Origin of the sequence: Streptomyces chartreusis NRRL 3882, from assembly GCF_900236475.1 — a bacterium.
GTDB classification, from domain to species: Bacteria; Actinomycetota; Actinomycetes; order Streptomycetales; family Streptomycetaceae; genus Streptomyces; species Streptomyces chartreusis_D.
Genome location: NZ_LT963352.1, coordinates 3,879,951 through 3,898,613, shown reverse-complemented (window position 1 = coordinate 3,898,613; position 18,663 = coordinate 3,879,951). Strand labels below are relative to the sequence as shown.

Here is an 18,663-nt window from a genome sequence, read left to right as displayed (position 1 = left end):
AGGTTGTGGGCTGCGGCTACGCGGGGGGCACCGCGTGGCCGTAGCGCAGCAGGTTGGACGGGTCGTAGGTGGCCTTGTCGTGGCGGAGGCGGTCGTAGACCTTCGGGGTCCAGGCGCGGGCGCGGTCCTGTTCGTCGCCCGGGGTGCCGTGGATGTTGACCATGGTGTGGCCCGTGCCGTACGGGGCCATCGCCGTGTAGAGCCGTTGCGTCGCCTGTTCGATGGCCTCGGCGGCGGGTGGGGCGGCCAGGACGCCGACCGAGTCGATGAAGTACAGGGCGTCGCGGGCGCAGACGGCGTCCTCGACGGGGGACGGGCGGGACATCGCGCCGCCCATGTGGCGTATCTCGACCATCAGCAGGGGATGGTCGGCGCCTGCGGCGGGGCCGGCCTGCTCCAGGAACGTGCCGATGGCGTCGGGGGTCAGATCGCGCAGGAGCAGGCACGACTCCCTTGCGGGGAGCGGGTCCTGCGGTTCCATGTGGATGCGGTCCAGGGCCGCGTGGTCCATCACCTCGACCGTGTCGACGGCCACGGGGGCCGCTTCGCGCAGAGGTGCGATCAGTGCCTCGCCGTCGGCCGGGAGGCCGGGCCAGGCGATCGCCACGCGGGCCCAGAAACCGCCGCGCAGCGGTTCCGGGATCTGGGGGATGGGCGGCAGGCGGAGGATCGTGAACGCGCTGCACATCTGGTCCGGGACGGTGCGCGTCCAGTCCGCCCAGGCCCGCAGCAGGGCTTCGGCGTGTTCCCCCCGGCAGTAGATGCCGCCGCCGTAGAGGCGGGGGAGGGGGAGCAGTTCGGTGACCAGTGAGGTGACGACGCCCACGTTGCCCTTGCCGCCGCGCAGGGCCCAGAACAGTTCCGGTTCGTGCTGGGGGTCCGTTTCGCGCAGCCGGCCGTCCGGGGTGACGACCTGGAAGGAGCGGACCAGGTCGGCGGCGTAGCCGTAGGCACGGCCGAGGACCGGGAGTCCGCCGCCGAGGGTGTAGCCGATGACGCCCGCGTCCGTGGAGGTGCCGCACAGGCCGGCGAGGCCGTGCGGGGCGCCCGCGGCCATGACGTGGCTCCACTTCGCGCCCGCGGCGATGGTGGCCGTGCGGGTGGTGGGGTCGATCCGTACGTCGGTCATGCGGGCCGTGTTGATCAGGAGGCCCTTTTCGATGGGGAAGTTGGCGCCGTGGCCGGTGGCCTGGACGGCGACGGGGGTGCCGGTGGCCTTCGCCCAGCGCATGGCGGTGACGATGTCGTCGGGGCCCGTCGCTCCGATGGCCACGTCCGGGGTGTGCAGGGCGGCCAGGTTGAAGCCGGTGACCTCGTCGGCGTAGGCGGGGTCGCCGGGGCGCAGGACCGGGCCGTTGATCTCCGAGAGGGCGAAGATGTCGGGCGTGTCGTGGCGGGTGGTCATCGCGTCCTCCGTGGGTGGCGTACGGAGGGACGGCGGCGGCGGGGGGTGGTGCTGGCCGTCGGGGTCCTTGTCCTGGGTGTTCTTTTCAGGATGGACCTGGGGGGTGGTGGGCGCATTGTGGGGCTGTGGGGTGCCTGGTGCTCGGCGTGTGGGGGCCGGGGCCGGGTGGGCGCGCAACTCGGCGCGACGAGGTGCCGCTGCACCCACCCGTACCGCCCCTAGCGGCACGCATGCCCGCAGCTGGGTCCGACAGTGCGTCGGCATCGGCGGGTGTGGGGCGGGCGTAGCGTAGGTGGCATGACGACGTACGGATCTTTTCCCGGTACGCGGCCGCGGCGTTTGCGGAGCACTCCCGTCATGCGTCGGATGGTCGCCGAGACCCGGTTGCACCCCGCCGATCTCATTCTTCCGGCCTTCGTGCGGGAGGGCGTCAGCGAGCCGGTGCCGATCGCGGCCATGCCGGGGGTCGTGCAGCACACCCGGGACAGTCTGAAGAAGGCCGCCGCGGAGGCCGTCGCGGCGGGGATCTCCGGGATCATGCTGTTCGGCGTGCCGGAGGAGTCGAAGAAGGACGCCGCGGGGACGGCGGGGACCGACCCGGACGGGATTCTCCAGGTCGCCATCCGGGACGTGCGGGCCGAAGTCGGTGACGACCTGCTCGTCATGTCCGATCTGTGTCTCGACGAGACCACCGATCACGGGCACTGCGGGGTGCTGGACTCCCAGGGGCGGGTCGACAACGACGCGACCCTGGAGCGGTACGCCGAGATGGCCCAGGTGCAGGCCGACGCCGGCGCCCATGTGGTCGGGCCCAGCGGGATGATGGACGGGCAGATCGGCGTCATCCGTGACGCCCTCGATCAGATCGGCCGGGAGGATGTCGCCATCCTCGCCTACACCGTGAAGTACGCCTCCGCGTTCTACGGGCCGTTCCGGGAGGCCGTCGGCTCCTCCTTGCAGGGGGACCGGAAGACCTACCAGCAGGATCCCGCGAACGTGCGTGAGTCCATGCGGGAGCTGGCCCTCGATCTGGAGGAGGGCGCCGACATGGTCATGGTCAAGCCCGCCGGGCCGTACCTGGACATCGTCGCCCGGGTCGCGGACGCCGTGGACGTGCCCGTCGCCGCCTACCAGATCTCCGGCGAGTACTCGATGATCGAGGCCGCCGCCGAGAAGGGCTGGATCGACCGGGACCGCGCGATCATGGAGGCCCTGACCGGTATCCGGCGGGCGGGCGCCCGGAGCATCCTCACCTACTGGGCCACCGAAGTGGCCCAGCGGCTCAAGGATCAGTAGGACAGGGCGTCGTCCCTGTCCCGCAGCCAGTACGTGACGGTCAGCGAGCTGTCGTAGTACACGCCCCCGGAGGGCAGCCGCGGGATCGCCGAGGGGCCGCCGCTGCTGTTCGGCGTGCGGCCCTGGAAGCCGACCGTGAGCTTGTGGCCGGTGGTGCCGCCGTCGCCGCTGCCGTCGGCCGCCGACAGCAGCACGCCCGCGTAGCCGGACTCGCCGGGGGCCAGGGTGGTCACCGCCTGCGGCTTGGAGTCCTCGATCGGCTGCGGGGCCCACTGCATCTCGTCGAAGCGCAGCACCGGGTAGTAGGTGAGGTCGCACATCTTCGAGCCGGTGTTCTTGACCGTAATCAGCATGTGGTTGAGCGGGCGGGGGACCGGCTGGGCCGTGACGGTGGTGTTCGTGCCGTTGCAGGAGACACGGTCGGCCGGGGCGGCGGCCCCGGGCTTCGTGCCCTGCGGATTGCCGGGCTTCGCGCTCGGGTCCTTCGCGTTCGTGGCCTTGCCGGCAGCCGCGGTCCCTGCCGTGTTGCTCGCCTTGTCGGCGGCCGCCTTCGTGGGCGTGGTGCTCGCGGTCGCGGTCGCGGTCGCCGTCAGCTGCGGCTCGGCCGCGCCCTCGTCCTTCGTGCCCGTGCCGTCCTGGCAGGCGGTGAGGGCGAGCGCGGCCAGGAGGGCGGCGGGGAGAGCGTGGTACGTGCGCATGGGTGGTTCCCTTTCGGACAAAGGTCGTCGGCAAGAAGGCCTGAGCGAGCCGCTCCACCGGTCGTCCGGGAGCGGCGTGCTTGGATGACCAGAGCTTGTGCGGTGATCCGTCCCGGCCGCCACGACCGGCGGGGGATCAGGGACGGTGGAACGCCCGCACCGGCCTTGACCAGGGGAAACGACCCTCCCCTGGAATGGGGGAACGGGACATGGGGGATGGAGGAACGGTGTCGGAAGGCACGGCTGCGGCGGACTTCGCCGCGTTGCTGGGGGAGTTGAAGGAGCGGTCCGGGCTGAGCTACGGGGTGCTCGCCAAGCGGCTGCACATGAGTACGTCGACGCTGCACCGGTACTGCAACGGGGATGCCGTACCCACCGATTACGCGCCCGTGGAGAGGCTCGCCCGGCTGTGCAAGGCGTCGCCCGAGGAACTCGTCGAGCTGCATCGGCGGTGGGTGCTGGCGGATGCCGGCCGAGGGCGCAAGGGGGCCGGCGCCGCTCCGGCCGGGGAGGCGGTGTCCACGGAGACGGCGTCCTCGCAGGCGGCGCCCACGGAGGCGGCGTCCGAGGTGGAGGCCCCTTCGGAGGCGGGCCTTGCGGAGGAGACGGGCGAGAGCGTTTCCGAAGAGTCGGGTGACGTTGTTTCAGCAGGGCCGGTGGACCGCCGCCCGCGCCGTCCACGTCCCGCCCTGCTCGCCGCTGCCGTCGTGGCCGTCGTCCTGAGCGGGGTCGGGCTCGCCGTGGCCCTCCCCTCCGGCGGGGCGGACGACGACGGGCGTCGTGGCTCGGCGGCTGTCTCCGACGGCCATCGGCAGCAGCCCGATGGCGGCCCGGCCGCATCGCTGTCGCCGTCGGGCAGTTCCTCTGCCGCCAGCGGCAAGAAGAAGAGCGGAAAGGACGCCGCCTCCGCGACGCCCACCTCATCCGCCTCCGCCTCCGCCACCGGTAGCGGTAGCGGTGCCGGGGCCGACCGCCCGGGGCGGGACGCCGCCGCGGGACCCGCTCCCCTCACGGTGCGCACCGAGCCGCACGCCTGGGAGAGCCCCTGTTCCCAGCGCTACCTGGTGAACCGGCCGCCGGGGCGCGTGGGGCCGCCGCCGCTGGAGCAGGACGCGCCCGCCTGGGTGGGGGCGATGGGTGCCGTGCCGTCGGGGCAGCAGTATCTGAAGGTCACCGTGCAGGGCACCGGCAAGGAGACGGTGGTCGTCGACGGGCTGACGGTCCGGATGGCCGGCAAGCGTGCGCCGCTCGCCTGGAACGACTACGCCATGGGCTATCCGGGCGTCGGCTGCGGGGGCAACGTCCCGACCCGTTCCTTCACGGTCGCTCTCGACGCCGCGCGTCCCGCCGTCGTCCCGGAGGCGGGGCACGACGACTTCCCGTTCAAGGTGAGCGAGTCCGACCCGGAGGTCTACTACATCCGGGCCGACGCCTCCGCGTACGACGTCAGCTGGTACCTGGAGCTGAACTGGTCCAGTGGCAGCCGGAGCGGCACGCTGACGGTGGACGACCGGGGCAGGCCCTTCCGCACGAGCGGGAACAACGGGCGTCCGGCGTACGAGTTCCCGCTGGGCGGCGACAAGTGGGTCCCGGCCGGGACCACCGACTGACTCAGTGGAACTCGTGCACCAGCTCGATCCTGCCGACGATGTGGGCGTTGAAGTTGGCGCCGTCGTGCTTGACGTTCCAGTCGCGCGCGATTCGGGCGGCATGGGCACCAACAAATCAGTTGAACCGTTAGGTTGTTGACCGTCGGAGTGGTTACTGATTGAACCACCTACTCTCCAGGGAGACGTCCATGTCCGGTGACGCCCTCAGTCAGGATCCCGCCGAGCTGCAGAGGAGGATCGACAGCAGCAAGGCGCACCCGGCCCGGGTCTACGACGTCTTCCTCGGCGGCAAGGACCACTACCCGGCCGACCGGGACGCGGCCGCCGCCGCGCTCGCCGCCAACCCCCGCGGGTACCTCGACGTACGGCACAACCGCGACTTCCTGCGCCGTGCGGTGACCACGCTGGTGGAGCAGGACGGCATCCGGCAGTTCCTCGACATCGGCACGGGACTGCCGACCGCCGAGAACGTGCACCAGATCGCGCAGCGCATCGCGCCCGACGCGCGGGTGGTGTACGTCGACAACGACCCGGTCGTGCTCGCGCACGCGCGGGCCCTGCTGACGAGCGGGCCCGAGGGGCGCACGGACTACATCGACGCCGACCTGCGGGACCCGGCCCACATCCTGGAACTGGCCGCCAAGACCCTGGACTTCGACCAGCCGGTCGCGCTCTGCCTGGTCGCCGTCCTGCACTTCGTCGCGGACGAGGAGGCGTATCCGCTGGTGCGCGAGCTGCTCGACGCGCTGCCGGTCGGGAGCCGGCTGGTGCTCAGTCATCTCACCGAGGACCTCAACCCCGAGAACATCCGCGCGGTCCAGCGGACGTACACCGAGCGGGGGTTCACCTTCGTGCTGCGGTCCCGGGCGGAGGTCGAGCGGTTCTTCACGGAGAACTCCCTGGAGATCGCCGACCCGGGGATCGTCCCGGCGCACCGCTGGCGGCCCGACCACGCGGCTCCCGTCCCCGAGCGGCCGGAGGAGTCGTACCTCGCCGGTCTCGACGACATCGAGAAGGTCCGCTACCAGGACATCAACGACGTCACGGACGCCGACATCAACGTGTACGCGGGGATGGCCGCCAAGGGCTGAGCAGCGGCTCCCCGTCCGGATCGCGGAAATGTGTTTGTAGGCGGCACGTACTTCTCTAGGCTGCGGCGCACACGTCGTCACCGCAGTCGAAGGAGCCGTGTCATGACCGTCACCGAGCCCGCGCCCGCCCACTCTCCCGTGCCGCCGCTCGCCGCGCGGGCGCGGTCGGTCGGCGGTTCTCCCGTGCGGGACATCCTCGCCGTGACCGCCCGCCCCGAGGTGATCAACTTCGCGGGCGGGCTGCCGGCGCCGGAGCTGTTCGACGCGGCGGGCATCGCGGCCACGTACCGGGCCGTCCTCGCCGAGGAGCCCGCGCGGGCGTTGCAGTACTCCACGACCGAGGGCGAGCCCACGCTGCGGGCCGCGCTCGCCGACCGCGCCACGGCACGCGGACTGCCGACCGGTCCCGACGATCTGCTCGTCACCACCGGTTCCCAGCAGGCCCTCTCCCTCCTCGCCACCGCGCTGCTCGAACCCGGGGACACCGTCCTCGTCGAGGACCCCTGCTACCTGGCGGCCCTTCAGGCGTTCGGCTTCGCCGGAGCGCGGGTCGTGCCCGTGCCCGGCGACGAGCACGGTGTCGATCCCGAGGCGCTGGAGGAGCTCGTGGTGCGCGAGCGGCCCAAGCTGCTCTACACCGTGCCCACCTTCCAGAACCCCACCGGCCGCACGCTGCCCGCCGGGCGGCGCGCCGCCGTGGCCGCGGTCGCCGCCCGGCGCGGGCTGTGGATCGTCGAGGACGACCCCTACGGGCAGTTGCGCTACGACGGTGAACGCGTGCCGTGGATCGCCTCCCTCCCGGGCGCCGAGGACCGCACGGTGCTGCTCGGCAGCTTCTCCAAGGTGATGGCACCCGGTCTGCGGCTCGGCTGGCTGCGCGCGCCCGGTGAGCTGCGGCGCGCCTGTGCCGTCGCCAAACAGGCCGCCGACCTGCACACGCCGACCGTCAACCAGCTCGCCGCGGCCCGGTACCTCGCCGACCACGACCTGGACGCCCACGTCACGCGCGTCTCCGGCGTGTACCGCGAACGCCGGGACGCCATGCTCGCGGCGCTGCCCGGCGCGCTGCCCGAGGGGTCGGTCTGGACCCGGCCCGAGGGCGGCATGTTCCTCTGGGCGCGCCTGCCGGAGCCGTACGACACGACGGCCCTGCTGCCGCAGGTGGTGCGGCACGACGTGGCGTACGTCCCCGGCGCCCCCTTCTACGCCGGCACGCCCGACCGCACGACCCTGCGGCTGTGCTTCGTGACGCAGACGCCGGAGGAGATCGAGGAAGGGCTGCGGCGGCTGAGCAAGGGGCTTGCCGGTACGCCGGGGGCCTAGGACCAACGTCGGAGCGGCATGTCCGGCTGTGGGCCGCGGACCGGGTGGGTCCGGTGTGGTTACGGTGACGTCATGCTCGACTCCATTCCGTTCGACCTCGACGTGTATCTCCGGCGGATCGGGTGGGAGGGGGAGCGGCAGGCCGACCCGGCCACGCTGCGCGGTGTGCATCTGGCGCACATGCGGGCCCTCCCGTTCGAGAACCTCGACGCACTGCGCGGCAGGGCCCCCTCCCTCGATCCGGCCGACCTCGTGGCCAAGCTGGTCCACAGCCGGCGCGGCGGCTACTGCTACGAGCACAACACGCTGTTCGCCCACGCGCTGGAGGCGCTGGGCTTCCGGGTGACCCTGCTGGCCGCGCGGGTCGCCGTCGGCGCCGACACCCTCGCGAGCCGGCCCCGCACGCACATGGCGTTGCTGGTGGAGGTCCCCGGCGAACCGCGGCCGTACCTCGCGGACGTCGGCTTCGGGGCGATCGGCGCGCTGCTGGAGCCGGTGCCGCTGGTCGCGGACGTCGAGTTCGCCGGGGCCGGGCGGCGGCACCGCCTGGTGCACGTGCCGCACGACGGCCCCCTGGAGATGTGGCTGCTCCAGGCCCACGACCCGGGGAAGGACGACTGGAGCGGCCAGTACGCCTTCACCCTGGAGCCCTTCGAGAAGCCCGACTTCGACGTCATCAACTGGCACATCGCGACCAACCCGCGCTCGCCGTTCGCCCAGCGCGTCTACTGCCAGCACATCAACGCCACCCGGCACCTCCTGCTCGACGGCCGGCTCCTCACGGAGTCCCACCCCGACGGGACGGTCACCGAGCGTGAGGTGACCGGTGAGGCGGAGGCGCGGCGGCTCCTGGAGGAGGAGTTCGGCATCACCGCGCCGGAGGGGATGACGCTGCTGAGCGGCTGACGCGGGCGTCGAAGCACTCGCGGCTGCCTCCCGTCGCCGGGCGGAAGCAGGCCCGGACGGTCGTGCCGGGGCGGGCTTCGGTCATGGGCGTGTAGACGTAGGACTGGGCGGCGATGCCGTCCGTGATCTCGGCGGCGTGCGGACGGCGGCCCCCGTGGGTCCTGTTCAGCTCCAGTCGGTCGCCGATCCGCGTGCTCCACATCCGGGCCCAGCCGGCCTCGCACTTGTCGCTGTAGCGCAGTTCGAGGTGGGCTCCGGTGGACGTGCGGTGCGAGGCGAGAGTGAGCGGGGCAGCGCCGCATCTCATGTGCATCGGGCTCCTGCCCTCGCAGGCGGCTCCCCGGCAGCGGGGCGCCGGGGCGGACGGGGGCGGCGGGGACGGCCGGGGGTCGCCGGACTGGCCCACGAGGAGGACCAGGGCCACGGACAGGCCGCCGGCCGCTAGCGCGCACACCGACGCGAGTACCGCCAGGGCCGCGCCCCTGCCGGCGGCGGCAGACCGGGCGTCCGCCTCCGGGTGCGCGGGCGGGTCCGCAGGTGTCGTCGGAGCCGCACGGCCGCTCCACTCCGACTCCGCCAGTTCCCACAGCGCGAGACACCGGCCCTCCGGTTCCCCCGCGAGCCGGCACAGCTCCCGCACCGCCTGGCGCGGCGGGAGCGTCCTGCCGTTGAGGTAGCGCTCCCAGGACGACTTGCTGAAGGTGGTCTTCGCCGCCAGGGCCGCCAGGCTCAGGCCCGTGCCCGCCTTCAACTCCCTCAGTGCGGAGGCGAGCCGGGCACGTTCGGGCGGCGGCGGGCCGGGCGGGGTCCGCGTCATTCCCGCAGGGCCTTCCAGGTGTGCGGGCCGATGATGCCGTCCACGACCAGGCGCGCCCGCTTCTGGAGGTCCCTGACCGCGCGTTCCGTGTGCGGGCCGAAGATGCCGTCCACGACGCCCGGTGAGAGGCCCGCCTCACGCAGCAGGCACTGTGCCTCGGCCACCTCCGGTCCGGCGTGGCCCTTCGCCAGGATGGCCTTCATGGTGCGGCTGTTGCCCGCGTACCAGCGGCCGTCGATCCGGTCCGCGCGGCAGGTGTACCGGGTCCGCTCCGACTCCTCGGGCGATCCCGGTGCCGTCGTGGCGGAGGCGGTGAGGCCGGCCGCCACCGCTCTGCCCTGACCGTCCGTGAGCCGTACGGCCAGCAGGACCGTGGCGGCGACGGCCAGCACGAGGGCCACGGATCCGGCGATCAGCGTGATGCGCAGTGCCCGGCCGTGGGGACGGGGGGTGTCGGTCCCGGGCTCGGTCCCGGCCGTCTCGCCCTGTCGATCCACCCGATCCGGCCGATCCGCCCGATCGGTCAGATCCGCCGGGTCCGCGTGGCCGGCCCCCTTGCCCCACGCCTCGGTGGCGACCTCGTGCAGTGCGAGGAGGCGGGTCGGGTCGTCACCGCCGAGCCGGGCCATCGCCTCGACGGCCTCCCTGGGCGGGAGCGACCTGCCGGCCAGGTAGCGCTCCCAGGACGACGTGCTGTACCCCGTCTTGGCCGCGAGCTGGCGCAGGCTCAGTCCGCTGTGGTCCTTCACCCGGCGTAATCGCACCACCAACTGCCGTACGCACGGGTCCAGTTCTTCGGGCAGCCCTTTCCAACGCGACATGTTCCCCCCACTCGCGTTCGTGGACCGTGGTCAGCGGTCCCCGTCACCGCCGCATTCTGCATCAGCATCCACGCGGTGCCCCATACCTAGGTTCCGTTCTCCCCGCCGCCCCCTACCGATTCGGCCACACCCTGCCGCGACCGTCCCGCCGTGTCGTCCCGGCGTACGGCGTCCCCGCAGGTCAGCGTGTGGGACGTCCCGTCAGGACGTCACTTGCGCGGCGACTGTGGCGGCTCCGGGCCCCGGGGCCGCAGTCTCGTTGCCACGCAGCACCCAGGAGCACTCGCAACCATCGGAGGGGAACTCATGCGAGCACTCACGAAGACACTCGTCTGTGCCACCACCGCCATCGGGATCGCCGTCGGGGGCCTGGCGACGGCCGGTCCCGGTGTCGCGGCGGAGACGAGGCCGGCGGCGAGCGCCGAGGTCAGCCCGCTCGCGGTCGTCAACCTCGGCCTGACGGTCGAGGAGGCCAAGAAGGTCCAGCGCGTCCTGAAGGAGCACTGGCAGTACCAGGGCAAGATCGACGGGAAGCTCGGCACCGACAGCTGGAAGGCGCTCCAGCGCTTCCTCAAGAAGCACTACGGCTACAAGGACAAGATCGACGGGAAGGTCGGGCCCAACACGGTGATGGCGCTGCAGCGCTGGCTGAAGGCCAAGTGGGGGTACAAGGGCGAGATCGACGGAGACCCCGGGCCGGGGACCCGCGCCGCGTTCAAGCGCATGGCGAACGCCTGCCCCAACTGCTGACCCGGCACCGCCGGTTCCGTCGACAGACCGCGGCCCGTCCTCCCCACGGGGGAGAGGACGGGCCGCACCCGTGTGCGGGCGTACGGGCCGCAACCCTCAGCGCGAGCGTTCCGCCAGGGTCAGCAGCAGGTGCGCGGACTCCGGCCGCAGGAAGTCGGAGTGGGCGCCCGAGGGATGCAGCCGGGTACGGCGGCTGCCGCGGTAGAGCCAGTCGGCGTCCACGTTGACCAGCCGGTGATCCAGCGTGGCCTGCTCGTAGACCTCGGACGTCGGCAGCAACCTGGTCGTGAACTGGGGAACCGGTGCCGCACCGGCGCCCGAGTGGCCGATTCCGGGTGCCTTCTCGGCGCGCAGGTGCCAGAAGCCGGTGGCCCGGTCCCAGCGCGAGTGCGTCAGGGCGAGCGGGCCGCGCAGGGGTGCGCCGGGCCGCCCGTCGCGCGGGAACAGCGTGTCGAAGTACCGGACGAAGGCGTCGCGCGGGGCGGCCATCTGGAAGATCAGGGCGCTGTCCACGGTGAACGGGCGGCGCGGATCGTGCGGTGTGCTCCAGCCGAGCACGGGAGGCTTCTCGGCGGCCCGCTGCACCGCCTCGCACAGGAACCGGCCGCCGAAGGAGTGCCCGACGAGGTGGAGGTACTGCCCGTGCCGGTTGGCCAGGACCGCGGGGCCCGTCGGGTCGGTGCGTTCGGTGTCCAGGTAGCCGAGCAGGTGGCCGAGGACGTACGGGGCGTGCCCGGTGCCGTCGGCGCTCATCGCGTGGGCGCGGTCGCGGATGCGGCGGTAACCCTTGAGCGTGGGCAGGCTGGACGACGGCCAGCGCACCACCACGCACCAGGGGCGGTAGCCCGCCTTCAGCCCGGGATAGCGCTCCGGCGCCGCCTCGTACAGGTCCAGGGAGTGCCGCAGCAGGCGCTGGGCGGTCCGGGTGGCGCTGCTCGGCGCGGTCTGCCAGCCGTGCACGTACACGTGGATGTCGGTCGCCCAGCGCGGGACGGCCAGGCTCCGCGCCAGGTGCTCGGCGACGCGGCCGGCGGGCACGGGCACGTCGCTGCCCGGCAGTGTCAGCCTGCCCTTGTCGTCCAGGTCGATCTCGACGGGCGCGGGCAACCGGGTCCGCGGGCCGGTCATGAGACGAGCCTCAGCCGGCTGTCGATGCCGCAGTGCAGCGAGTAGGCCAGGGCGAGCGGGTTGCGGAACTCCGAGGCGAACCGTCGCACCAGCAGCCGGCTTATCTCGCCGGCGGTGTAACGGCCGGTCAGATACAGGTCCAGAAAGGCGTACGCGTACTCCGTCGCGAACTCCTGGGGCATGTCGATCTGCGGGGCGAGGACGCCGTCCGCGCCCATGTCGATCAGTTCCTGCCCGAGGTGCTTCAGCCGGCCGGGCGCCGCCGCCCGTGCCGTGCCGCAGGCGTTGAGCAGCACGAACGGCTTGAACCTGGCCCGTGAGTCGTGACGGAAGCGGCGCCGTTTGCGGGACACCACCGGCCCGTCGATGTGCTCGTCGTCGGAGAGCCGGATGGACAGCCCCGGGGTCGACGGTCCGCTCTGCACCATGCGGCCGTGGCACCAGAAGTACATGACGTCCTCGTTGAGCACCGGCCCCGCCAGGGCGTGCAACAGGTCGCTGCCCCGGGAACGCACGATCAGCCGGGAGCGCTGCTCCAGCAGCTTGTGCACCTCGCGCGCGCGGCCCACGCGGTCCAGGGAGTCGTCCTTGTTGAGGCTGGTGGTGGCCAGGTCGCGCTGGCCGAGCGGGGCGTGGTCCCAGGGATAGCCGGTGGTGGTCTGCTCGACCTGGTGCCGGTGGCCCAGGAACGCCTCCCAAGGCGTGGCACACGCCGCCGGATCCACGGCGAGCATGGGCCACGGCAGATACAGCCGGGAGTCGAAGCTGATCCGCAGCGTCTCCTTGCCTGCAAGTGCGGTCAGCAGGAACTCGCGGAAACGGCCCAGGTCGTAGCCGCTGCCGTGGAGCATCACGTCGAGCAGGTCGTACCCCTCCTCGGCCAGCTTCGCCGTCACCGAATCGGCCCGGTCGGCGAGTTCGCTGAGGTCGGCGGTCTCCGCGAAGGGCCGGCTGCCGACCAGCGCCCCGGACTCGTCGCCCTCGCTGCGGTAGTACACCACCAGGTCGTGCCACCTGTTACGCAGGCGGTCCGCCCGCTCCAGCAGGTCGTCGGGGGAGACCTCCAGCGGCGCCTCGTGCCAGCGCGGGAACGCAGGGTCCGAGGACGCGTCCGGGGCGCAGGCGAAGATCGTCAACACCTTCTCGCTGGTGCGGTACAGCTTCACCCGCAGCTCCGCCGGCGGTTCCCCGTCCGGCGGACGCGGGGTGCTCCCGGGCTGCGGCGGCACCCCCGTGAAGCCGTGGGAGGGGTCCCTCAGTACCTCCACGGCCAGATCCTGCGGCATCCGGGTCAGTCCTCCCTGGCACCCTGCACGTGGACAACGGTCTTCAGCTCCTGCAACACCAGCCCCGAGGCGTGGTCGTACAGCGTGAACCGGACGTCGTGGGCGCCCGGCCCGGGGGCGGCCAGGGTGAAACGCGTGGGAGCGCCTCCGGAGTCGTACTCGGCCGTGGCCGGGTCGACCGTGGTCGCCGTGGGACAGCTGACGGCCACCACCAGCCGCGGCGGCACAGCCGCCGTCGTACCGTCCTCCCGCTCCAGCCCGACCTCGATCGTGACCGGCCGCCCGGCCGTCACGTCGTCCGTGAGCAGCGTCAGCCGGGCCCGCCAGGCCGGCCGCGCGGTGCGCAGCCGCCAGCGGAGCTCCGCCGTGTCGGGGTGGTCCGGGCCGAACGTCCGCTCCCAGCGCGCGAGCAGTTCCTCGTGCGACGGCGCCGAGTCCGGGTCGTCGGCCTCCAGACAGGCGAAGGCCAGCTCGGCCAGGCTCTCCAGGGTGTCCGGATGGTCCGGGCCGAACATCCGGGCCCGCCCGGCGTGCACGGCCTTCAGCAGAGCCACGGCGGCCGCGGGATCGCCCGCGTCGGAGAGGGTGTGGGCGAGCTGCGTCGCCAGGGTGGGGAGGAAGCCGCCGAAGCGATCGGCGAACAACTCGACGAGCACGCCCAGGCGGAGGGCCTCGTCGTCGTACTCCTCATCCTCCTCCGCCGGTCCACCGGTCGAGGCCGGCTCGCCTTCCCGCGCGGCTGCCTGATGATGGACACGGACGACGTCGTCGACCGTTTCCGGATAATCCAGCCGAGCCCGCAACAGCGCGGTGCGGCGCAGCAGGTCCCGCAGCACCTCCAGCGCCTGCTCCGGCTCGTCCGCCTGGGCCAGGGCGTGCGCCAGCACCGGCAGCACTTCCAGGGTGCGCCGGTGGTTCGGGCCGAAGAGCTCGGTGGCATCGTCGACCAGGTTCCGCGCCCACCGCACCGCGTCGTCCGCCGGACCGGTGTCCGCCGTCAGCCAGGCAAGGTTGCCGCGCACCCAGAACGTCGTCTCGTGTTCCTCGGGGAGGACGTCCTCGCACTGCTTCAGCAGCTCCTCGAAGACCGCGGCCGCGCGATGGGGGTCGCCCGCCTCCCAGCAGGCGTGTCCCAGGAGATTGCGGCAGCCGAGGGTATCGGGGTGCTGCGGGCCCCGCGTGCGGTTGCTGTCGTCGACCAGCGCCATGGCGTCCCGTACGCTCAGCACGCGCTGACCGGCCTGGAGCCGCGCCCAGATCAGGCTCCGGCGCGCGGCATGGACCGAGCTGTGGTCGGGACCGTGTATCCGGGCGCGGTCGTCCACGAGCGATGCCCGCAGTCGCACCTCGTGCGCGACCTGACCCGCCGTGCTGTACGCGGCGGCGAGGGTGGCGCGCGCGGTGAGCGTCCTGGGGTGGTCCGCGCCCAGGACCCGGGTGGCATCGGCGACCACGCTCGCGGCGGTCGCGACGGCCCGGCCGGCGGTGGACGACCCCAGCCAGACCCAGGCGATGGTGCGCCGAAGGGCGAAGGTGTCGGGATGATCGGGACCGAGCAACCGCTCGTGGTCCCGCAGCAACACGTCCAGGTCCCGCAGCGCTCCCGCACGGTCCCTGGTGTGCTCCCGCCAGCGGGCCAGCATGGTGCGGTCGTCGAAGTCCCGCGGACTGTCGGCCCCGTGGAACCGGGCGAGATCGTTCACCAGGTCCTGGCCGAGCGCGACCGCCCGGTCGTGATCGCCCTGCTCGGCGAAGGCCGTCGCCAGCAGGTACCTGGTCGCCAACGTCTCGCCGTGATCCGCCCCATGGAAGCTGGTCCGGTCCTCCACCAGTCCTTCGAACGCGACGATCGCCCGCCGGTACGCGCCGGACCACATCCAGGCGTACGCCTGCCACGAGCGCGCGTTCAGAGTGCTGACGTGGTCCCGGCCCCGCACCCGCGAGCAGTCGGCGACCAACTGGCCGGCGAGTTGGGCGGCGCGGCTGTAGTCGCCCGACGCACAGTGCGCGCTGACCAGATCGAAGCGCACGTCGAGCACCTGCGGGTGGTGGGGCCCGAACAGACGCCTGCGCCCGTCGAGCACGGACTCCAGCGTGCTGAGAGACAACTGGTGCCGTCCGGCCGCCTTCTGCACCAGGCCCAGATCCCGCCGGGCGCGCAGCGTGCGCGGATGATCGGCCCCCCAGATGCGGGTCCACGCCTCGACGGCTTCCTCGTACAGGGCGACGGCCCGGTCGTGCCGCTCGGCGGCCGAGCAGGCGTCCGCCAGGTTCTCCAGCGTGAGCAGCGTGTCCGGGGCGTCGTCGCCCAGCAGCCGGCGGTGGTCGGCGAGCAGTTCCGTGAACCCCGCGATCGCGCCCTCGTGGTCGCCGGCGCCCAGCCGGGCCAGCGCCAGGCCGTTGCGGGAGTTCAGCGTCGCCTGCGCATCCGCGCCCAGGACCCTGGTCCGGGCCTCGACCAGTTCCTCGTAGACCGAGATGGCGCGTTGATGCTGTCCCGCCGAGCGGAAGACCCAGGCACACCAGCTGCTGGCCTCCAGCGTGTCCGGATGGTTGGCGCCCTGCACACGGGTCCGGTCGGCGAGGAGCGCGTCGAACACCTCGCCCGCCCGGCCGTACTCACCGGCCGAGCGGTAGGCCGCGCCCAGCCACGACCGCATGCCGAACGTCAAGGGGTGATCAGGGCCGTGGACCCGCTCATAGACCTCCACGAGCCCGCCGTACAACTCCAGCCCCCGCGCGTAGCGCTCCTCCTCGACGAACACCTGGGCCAGGGAGTGGCGGATCGACAGGACGCGCGGATGGTCGTGGCCCAGCAGGGGTTCCATGTCCTGGAGCAGGTTCTCCAGTTCCGCGACCGCGCTCGGGTGGTCGCCCGCCCACTGCCGGGTGCGGGCCAGGGACTCGCGAGTGGCGAACACATCGGGGTGCTCGGGGCCGAGGACCCGGGTGCGGTCCCGCAGCAGCTCCTCGAACACCTCGATGGCGGCCGGCAGATCAGAGGCCTCGCGCAGGGCGTAGGCCAGATGGGCGCGCGCGGTGAGGGCCGCAGGATGATCGCCGCCCTGTTCGCGGGCGCGGTCCGCGACGAGTGCCCGGCGCTCGCGGACCGAGCGGGCGTGGTCCCCCATGAGCTGCCGGGTGTAGGCCAGCGCTTCCCGCGCGCGCAGCGTGTCCGGGTGGTCCGGGCCCCGCACCCGCGCGTAGTCGGCAATCACCGCTTCGTAACCCGCGACCGCCCGGACGTAGTCGGCCCGCTCCCGATGAGCCTCCGCGATGTCGTCGCGGTAGTCGAGGGTCGCTGGATGGTCCGGCCCCTGGATACGGGCGCTGTCCGCCGCCAGCGACTCGAACTCCGGCAGCGCCGCGTCCGGTCCGTGCGCCTCGGCCAGCTCGTACGCCAGGTCCTTGCGGCTGCGCAACGTATCGGGATGGTCCGGGCCCTGCACGCGCTCCCGGGCGGCGACCACCTCCCGGTACAGGGCCACCGCCCGGCGCGGATCGCCCGCGGCGGAGTGCGCGGCGGCCAGCCAGCCGCGGCTGGTGAGCGTGTCGGGATGGTCGGGGCCGTGCTCGCGCCGCCGGTCCTCGACCGCCTGCTCGTACAGGGCCAGCGCGGTGCGGTGGTCACCGGCCTCACGGTGGGCGTAGGCGAGGTTGGTACGACTGGCGAGCGTGTCCCGGTGCCCCGCCCCCAGGAGACGCTCCCGGTCGGCGACGACCGCCGCGAACTCCTCCACGGCGGCCTGGTACCGGCCCGCGGTCTGGAGCGCGTAGGCCAGGTCGTTGCGGCTGCCGAGCGTGTCCGGGTGCTGCTCGCCCTGGATCCGGCGGCGGTCCGCGACGACGGCCGTGAGCTCGTCGACCGCCCGCATCACATCGCCCGCCTTGCGGTGCGCGTACGCCAACCGCTGCCGGGCGGCCAGTGTCTCCACGGCGTCCGGGCCGCACCGCTGGCGCCGGTCGAGGTAGACGTTCTGGCACAGCCGGACCGCCCGCGCCGGATCGCCGGCCTTCGCGTGCAGCTCCGCCAGGCGGTCGCGGTGGTCGAGCGTGGTGTCGTCGTCTACGCCGAGCAGCGCCTCGCTGCCCTCGACGGCCCGCGTCATGAGCGGGATCGCCAGGACGTGTTGCTCCCGCGCCACCAGCTCGTCGGCGCCCCGCCGGTACATCTCGACCGCCTCGGCGGCAGGTTCCGCGGCCGGTCCGGTCTCCGCGAGCGCCTGGACGTGGATCAGCAGCCGCCGTACGCGCTCGGCCGGGGCGCCGGACAGCTCCGCCGCCAGCGCCCGCTCGGCGAGGTCCCGCGCCTCGGGCACCTCGGGCGGCTCGGCGTGCCGCAGCGTCTGCTGCACGAGGCGGTGCAGGGTGAGGCCCTCGGGGCCGGACGTGATCAGGTGGTAGTCCCGGAGCGCGTCGAGCGCCTCCTCGACCTCGCGCTCGGGCCGGCCCAGATGCCGCAGCACCTCGCGGGGCGTCGCCTCCGGGGCGTACCAGGCCAGCGTGTACAGCAGCGGAACGGCCAAGGGACGACGGGACCGGATGGACTCCAGGCTCGTGCGCCAGATCTGGGCGATCGTACGGCCCGAGCGGCCCGCCCCGTCGTTGAGTACGGCGTCCGGGACGCGGGCCAGCTTCGCCTGGTAGGCCGCGAAGCCGATGCCGGTCTCCCGGAGGTAGGCGCCCGCCTGCGTGAGCGCCAGGGGCAGATGCCCGAGGTTCTCGGCGAGCCGCGCGGCCTGCTCCCGTTCGGCGGCGGTGCGGTCGCCCCCGCGGCCGGCCGTCGCGCACAGCAGGTCGACGGCCTCCCCGTGGTCCAGCACGTCCAGGCTGACCAGGCGGGCCCCCTCGGGCCAGCCGGTGCGGCAGCGGCTCGTGACCAACTGGTGGCCACGGTCGATGAGTCGGCCCAAAAACGGGGTGAGGTGCTCGGGCCGCTCCACGTTGTCGTACACCAGCAGCCAGCCGGAATGCGCCTCCAGCCAGGCCAGCGCCCACTCGGTGCGTTCCTTGGCGGGGGCCCCGCGGGCCCAGTCCGGGTGGAGGCGCAGGGCCAGCTCGCCGAACCCCGAGGCGATCTGCTCCTCGCTCTCGGCGGTGATCCACCACACGAGCCGGTACTCGTCGCTCTGGTGTGCGTAGCGCAGCGCCAGGGCGGTCTTGCCGATCCCTCCGAGACCGCTCACCGCGGTCGCGACCGTCTGCGTGACGACTCCGCCGCCGGACAGCAGGGAGGCGCGTAAGCGGCCCAGGTCGTCGATGCGCCCGACGAAGGGCGCCGACGGCAGCAAGGGAAGGTTGTCCAGCCGGGCGGGCGGGTCGATCGCCAGGGCGGCGGCCTTCGCCGCTTCCGGCAGCACCGTGGTGTGCTCTTCGGTGTGCGGATTGCCGCCCGGGCGGAAACGGCCGACGGCCTGCCCCGGCACAGCCAGGTCACGCTCGAGGACGGCAGCCCCGGCGGCCCGCGACTCCTCGGAGATGATCATGACTCCCCCGTGCCGATCACCCGCACCGTCTCCGGTACGTCCTCCG

At 73.0% G+C, this 18,663-nt stretch carries 13 protein-coding genes; 6 read left to right on the top strand and 7 right to left on the bottom strand.

Annotation, left to right across the window (positions count from 1 at the left end):
- Positions 1-16: 16 nt before the first annotated feature.
- Positions 17-1,405 carry an FAD-binding oxidoreductase gene (locus SCNRRL3882_RS17405; protein WP_010043507.1) on the bottom strand — a complete coding sequence of 463 codons (1,389 nt, stop codon included), beginning with the start codon at positions 1,403-1,405 and terminating at the stop codon, positions 17-19.
- 297 nt (positions 1,406-1,702) lie between these two features.
- Between SCNRRL3882_RS17405 and hemB the strand changes: the two genes are divergently transcribed.
- The gene (gene hemB / locus SCNRRL3882_RS17400) at positions 1,703-2,701 is read left to right on the top strand and encodes a porphobilinogen synthase (RefSeq protein ID WP_029181426.1); all 999 of its coding nucleotides are present in this window, start codon (positions 1,703-1,705) and stop codon (positions 2,699-2,701) included.
- On the opposite strand, the gene SCNRRL3882_RS17395 is transcribed toward hemB, so the two are convergent.
- The gene (locus SCNRRL3882_RS17395) at positions 2,695-3,399 is read right to left on the bottom strand and encodes a DUF4232 domain-containing protein (protein ID WP_010043503.1); all 705 of its coding nucleotides are present in this window, start codon (positions 3,397-3,399) and stop codon (positions 2,695-2,697) included. The genes hemB and SCNRRL3882_RS17395 overlap by 7 nt on opposite strands.
- Before the next feature lie 227 nt (positions 3,400-3,626).
- Between SCNRRL3882_RS17395 and SCNRRL3882_RS17390 the strand changes: the two genes are divergently transcribed.
- From SCNRRL3882_RS17390 to SCNRRL3882_RS17375, 4 genes are all read left to right on the top strand, one after another.
- On the top strand, positions 3,627-5,009 hold the full coding sequence (locus SCNRRL3882_RS17390; RefSeq protein WP_010043501.1) for a helix-turn-helix domain-containing protein: 1,383 nt from the start codon (positions 3,627-3,629) through the stop codon (positions 5,007-5,009).
- 188 nt (positions 5,010-5,197) lie between these two features.
- Positions 5,198-6,100 (top strand): SAM-dependent methyltransferase, encoded by a 903-nt coding sequence (locus SCNRRL3882_RS17385; RefSeq protein ID WP_010043500.1) that lies wholly within the window; start codon positions 5,198-5,200, stop codon positions 6,098-6,100.
- 102 nt (positions 6,101-6,202) lie between these two features.
- Entirely contained in the window at positions 6,203-7,423 is a 1,221-nt protein-coding gene (locus tag SCNRRL3882_RS17380) for a PLP-dependent aminotransferase family protein (protein ID WP_010043499.1), read from the top strand.
- Between the two features lie 72 nt (positions 7,424-7,495).
- On the top strand, positions 7,496-8,329 hold the full coding sequence (locus tag SCNRRL3882_RS17375) for an arylamine N-acetyltransferase family protein (protein ID WP_010043498.1): 834 nt from the start codon (positions 7,496-7,498) through the stop codon (positions 8,327-8,329).
- On the opposite strand, the gene SCNRRL3882_RS17370 is transcribed toward SCNRRL3882_RS17375, so the two are convergent.
- Positions 8,292-9,146, bottom strand: a complete 855-nt coding sequence (locus SCNRRL3882_RS17370; protein WP_010043496.1) for a helix-turn-helix domain-containing protein — start codon at positions 9,144-9,146, stop codon at positions 8,292-8,294. The two genes, SCNRRL3882_RS17375 and SCNRRL3882_RS17370, sit on opposite strands and share 38 nt — an antisense overlap.
- Positions 9,143-9,967, bottom strand: a complete 825-nt coding sequence (locus tag SCNRRL3882_RS17365) for a peptidoglycan-binding protein (RefSeq protein WP_029181425.1) — start codon at positions 9,965-9,967, stop codon at positions 9,143-9,145. The genes SCNRRL3882_RS17370 and SCNRRL3882_RS17365 overlap by 4 nt, the downstream gene beginning before the upstream one ends.
- A gap of 306 nt (positions 9,968-10,273) precedes the next feature.
- Between SCNRRL3882_RS17365 and SCNRRL3882_RS17360 the strand changes: the two genes are divergently transcribed.
- The gene (locus tag SCNRRL3882_RS17360) at positions 10,274-10,717 is read left to right on the top strand and encodes a peptidoglycan-binding domain-containing protein (RefSeq protein WP_010043492.1); all 444 of its coding nucleotides are present in this window, start codon (positions 10,274-10,276) and stop codon (positions 10,715-10,717) included.
- A gap of 96 nt (positions 10,718-10,813) precedes the next feature.
- Here SCNRRL3882_RS17360 and SCNRRL3882_RS17355 read toward each other — a convergent pair whose 3' ends face one another.
- The 3 genes from SCNRRL3882_RS17355 to fxsT are packed head-to-tail and all read right to left on the bottom strand — an operon-like array spanning position 10,814 to position 18,617.
- Positions 10,814-11,845 carry a hypothetical protein gene (locus SCNRRL3882_RS17355; RefSeq protein ID WP_010043490.1) on the bottom strand — a complete coding sequence of 344 codons (1,032 nt, stop codon included), beginning with the start codon at positions 11,843-11,845 and terminating at the stop codon, positions 10,814-10,816.
- Entirely contained in the window at positions 11,842-13,131 is a 1,290-nt protein-coding gene (locus SCNRRL3882_RS17350) for a hypothetical protein (protein ID WP_010043488.1), read from the bottom strand. The genes SCNRRL3882_RS17355 and SCNRRL3882_RS17350 overlap by 4 nt, the downstream gene beginning before the upstream one ends.
- Positions 13,132-13,136: 5 nt before the next feature.
- Positions 13,137-18,617: an FxSxx-COOH system tetratricopeptide repeat protein gene (fxsT, locus tag SCNRRL3882_RS17345; RefSeq protein ID WP_010043484.1), complete on the bottom strand. Its 5,481-nt coding sequence runs from the start codon at positions 18,615-18,617 to the stop codon at positions 13,137-13,139.
- Positions 18,618-18,663 lie beyond the last annotated feature (46 nt).

What these genes read in the sequence shown, in the direction of transcription:
- SCNRRL3882_RS17405 (WP_010043507.1), bottom strand. Translation starts at nt 1,405, where the DNA reads ATGACCACCCGCCACGACACGCCCGACATCTTCGCCCTCTCGGAGATC.
- hemB (WP_029181426.1), top strand. Translation starts at nt 1,703, where the DNA reads ATGACGACGTACGGATCTTTTCCCGGTACGCGGCCGCGGCGTTTGCGG.
- SCNRRL3882_RS17395 (WP_010043503.1), bottom strand. Translation starts at nt 3,399, where the DNA reads ATGCGCACGTACCACGCTCTCCCCGCCGCCCTCCTGGCCGCGCTCGCC.
- SCNRRL3882_RS17385 (WP_010043500.1), top strand. Translation starts at nt 5,198, where the DNA reads ATGTCCGGTGACGCCCTCAGTCAGGATCCCGCCGAGCTGCAGAGGAGG.
- SCNRRL3882_RS17380 (WP_010043499.1), top strand. Translation starts at nt 6,203, where the DNA reads ATGACCGTCACCGAGCCCGCGCCCGCCCACTCTCCCGTGCCGCCGCTC.
- SCNRRL3882_RS17375 (WP_010043498.1), top strand. Translation starts at nt 7,496, where the DNA reads ATGCTCGACTCCATTCCGTTCGACCTCGACGTGTATCTCCGGCGGATC.
- SCNRRL3882_RS17370 (WP_010043496.1), bottom strand. Translation starts at nt 9,146, where the DNA reads ATGACGCGGACCCCGCCCGGCCCGCCGCCGCCCGAACGTGCCCGGCTC.
- SCNRRL3882_RS17365 (WP_029181425.1), bottom strand. Translation starts at nt 9,967, where the DNA reads ATGTCGCGTTGGAAAGGGCTGCCCGAAGAACTGGACCCGTGCGTACGG.
- SCNRRL3882_RS17360 (WP_010043492.1), top strand. Translation starts at nt 10,274, where the DNA reads ATGCGAGCACTCACGAAGACACTCGTCTGTGCCACCACCGCCATCGGG.
- SCNRRL3882_RS17355 (WP_010043490.1), bottom strand. Translation starts at nt 11,845, where the DNA reads ATGACCGGCCCGCGGACCCGGTTGCCCGCGCCCGTCGAGATCGACCTG.
- SCNRRL3882_RS17350 (WP_010043488.1), bottom strand. Translation starts at nt 13,131, where the DNA reads ATGCCGCAGGATCTGGCCGTGGAGGTACTGAGGGACCCCTCCCACGGC.
- fxsT (WP_010043484.1), bottom strand. Translation starts at nt 18,617, where the DNA reads ATGATCATCTCCGAGGAGTCGCGGGCCGCCGGGGCTGCCGTCCTCGAG.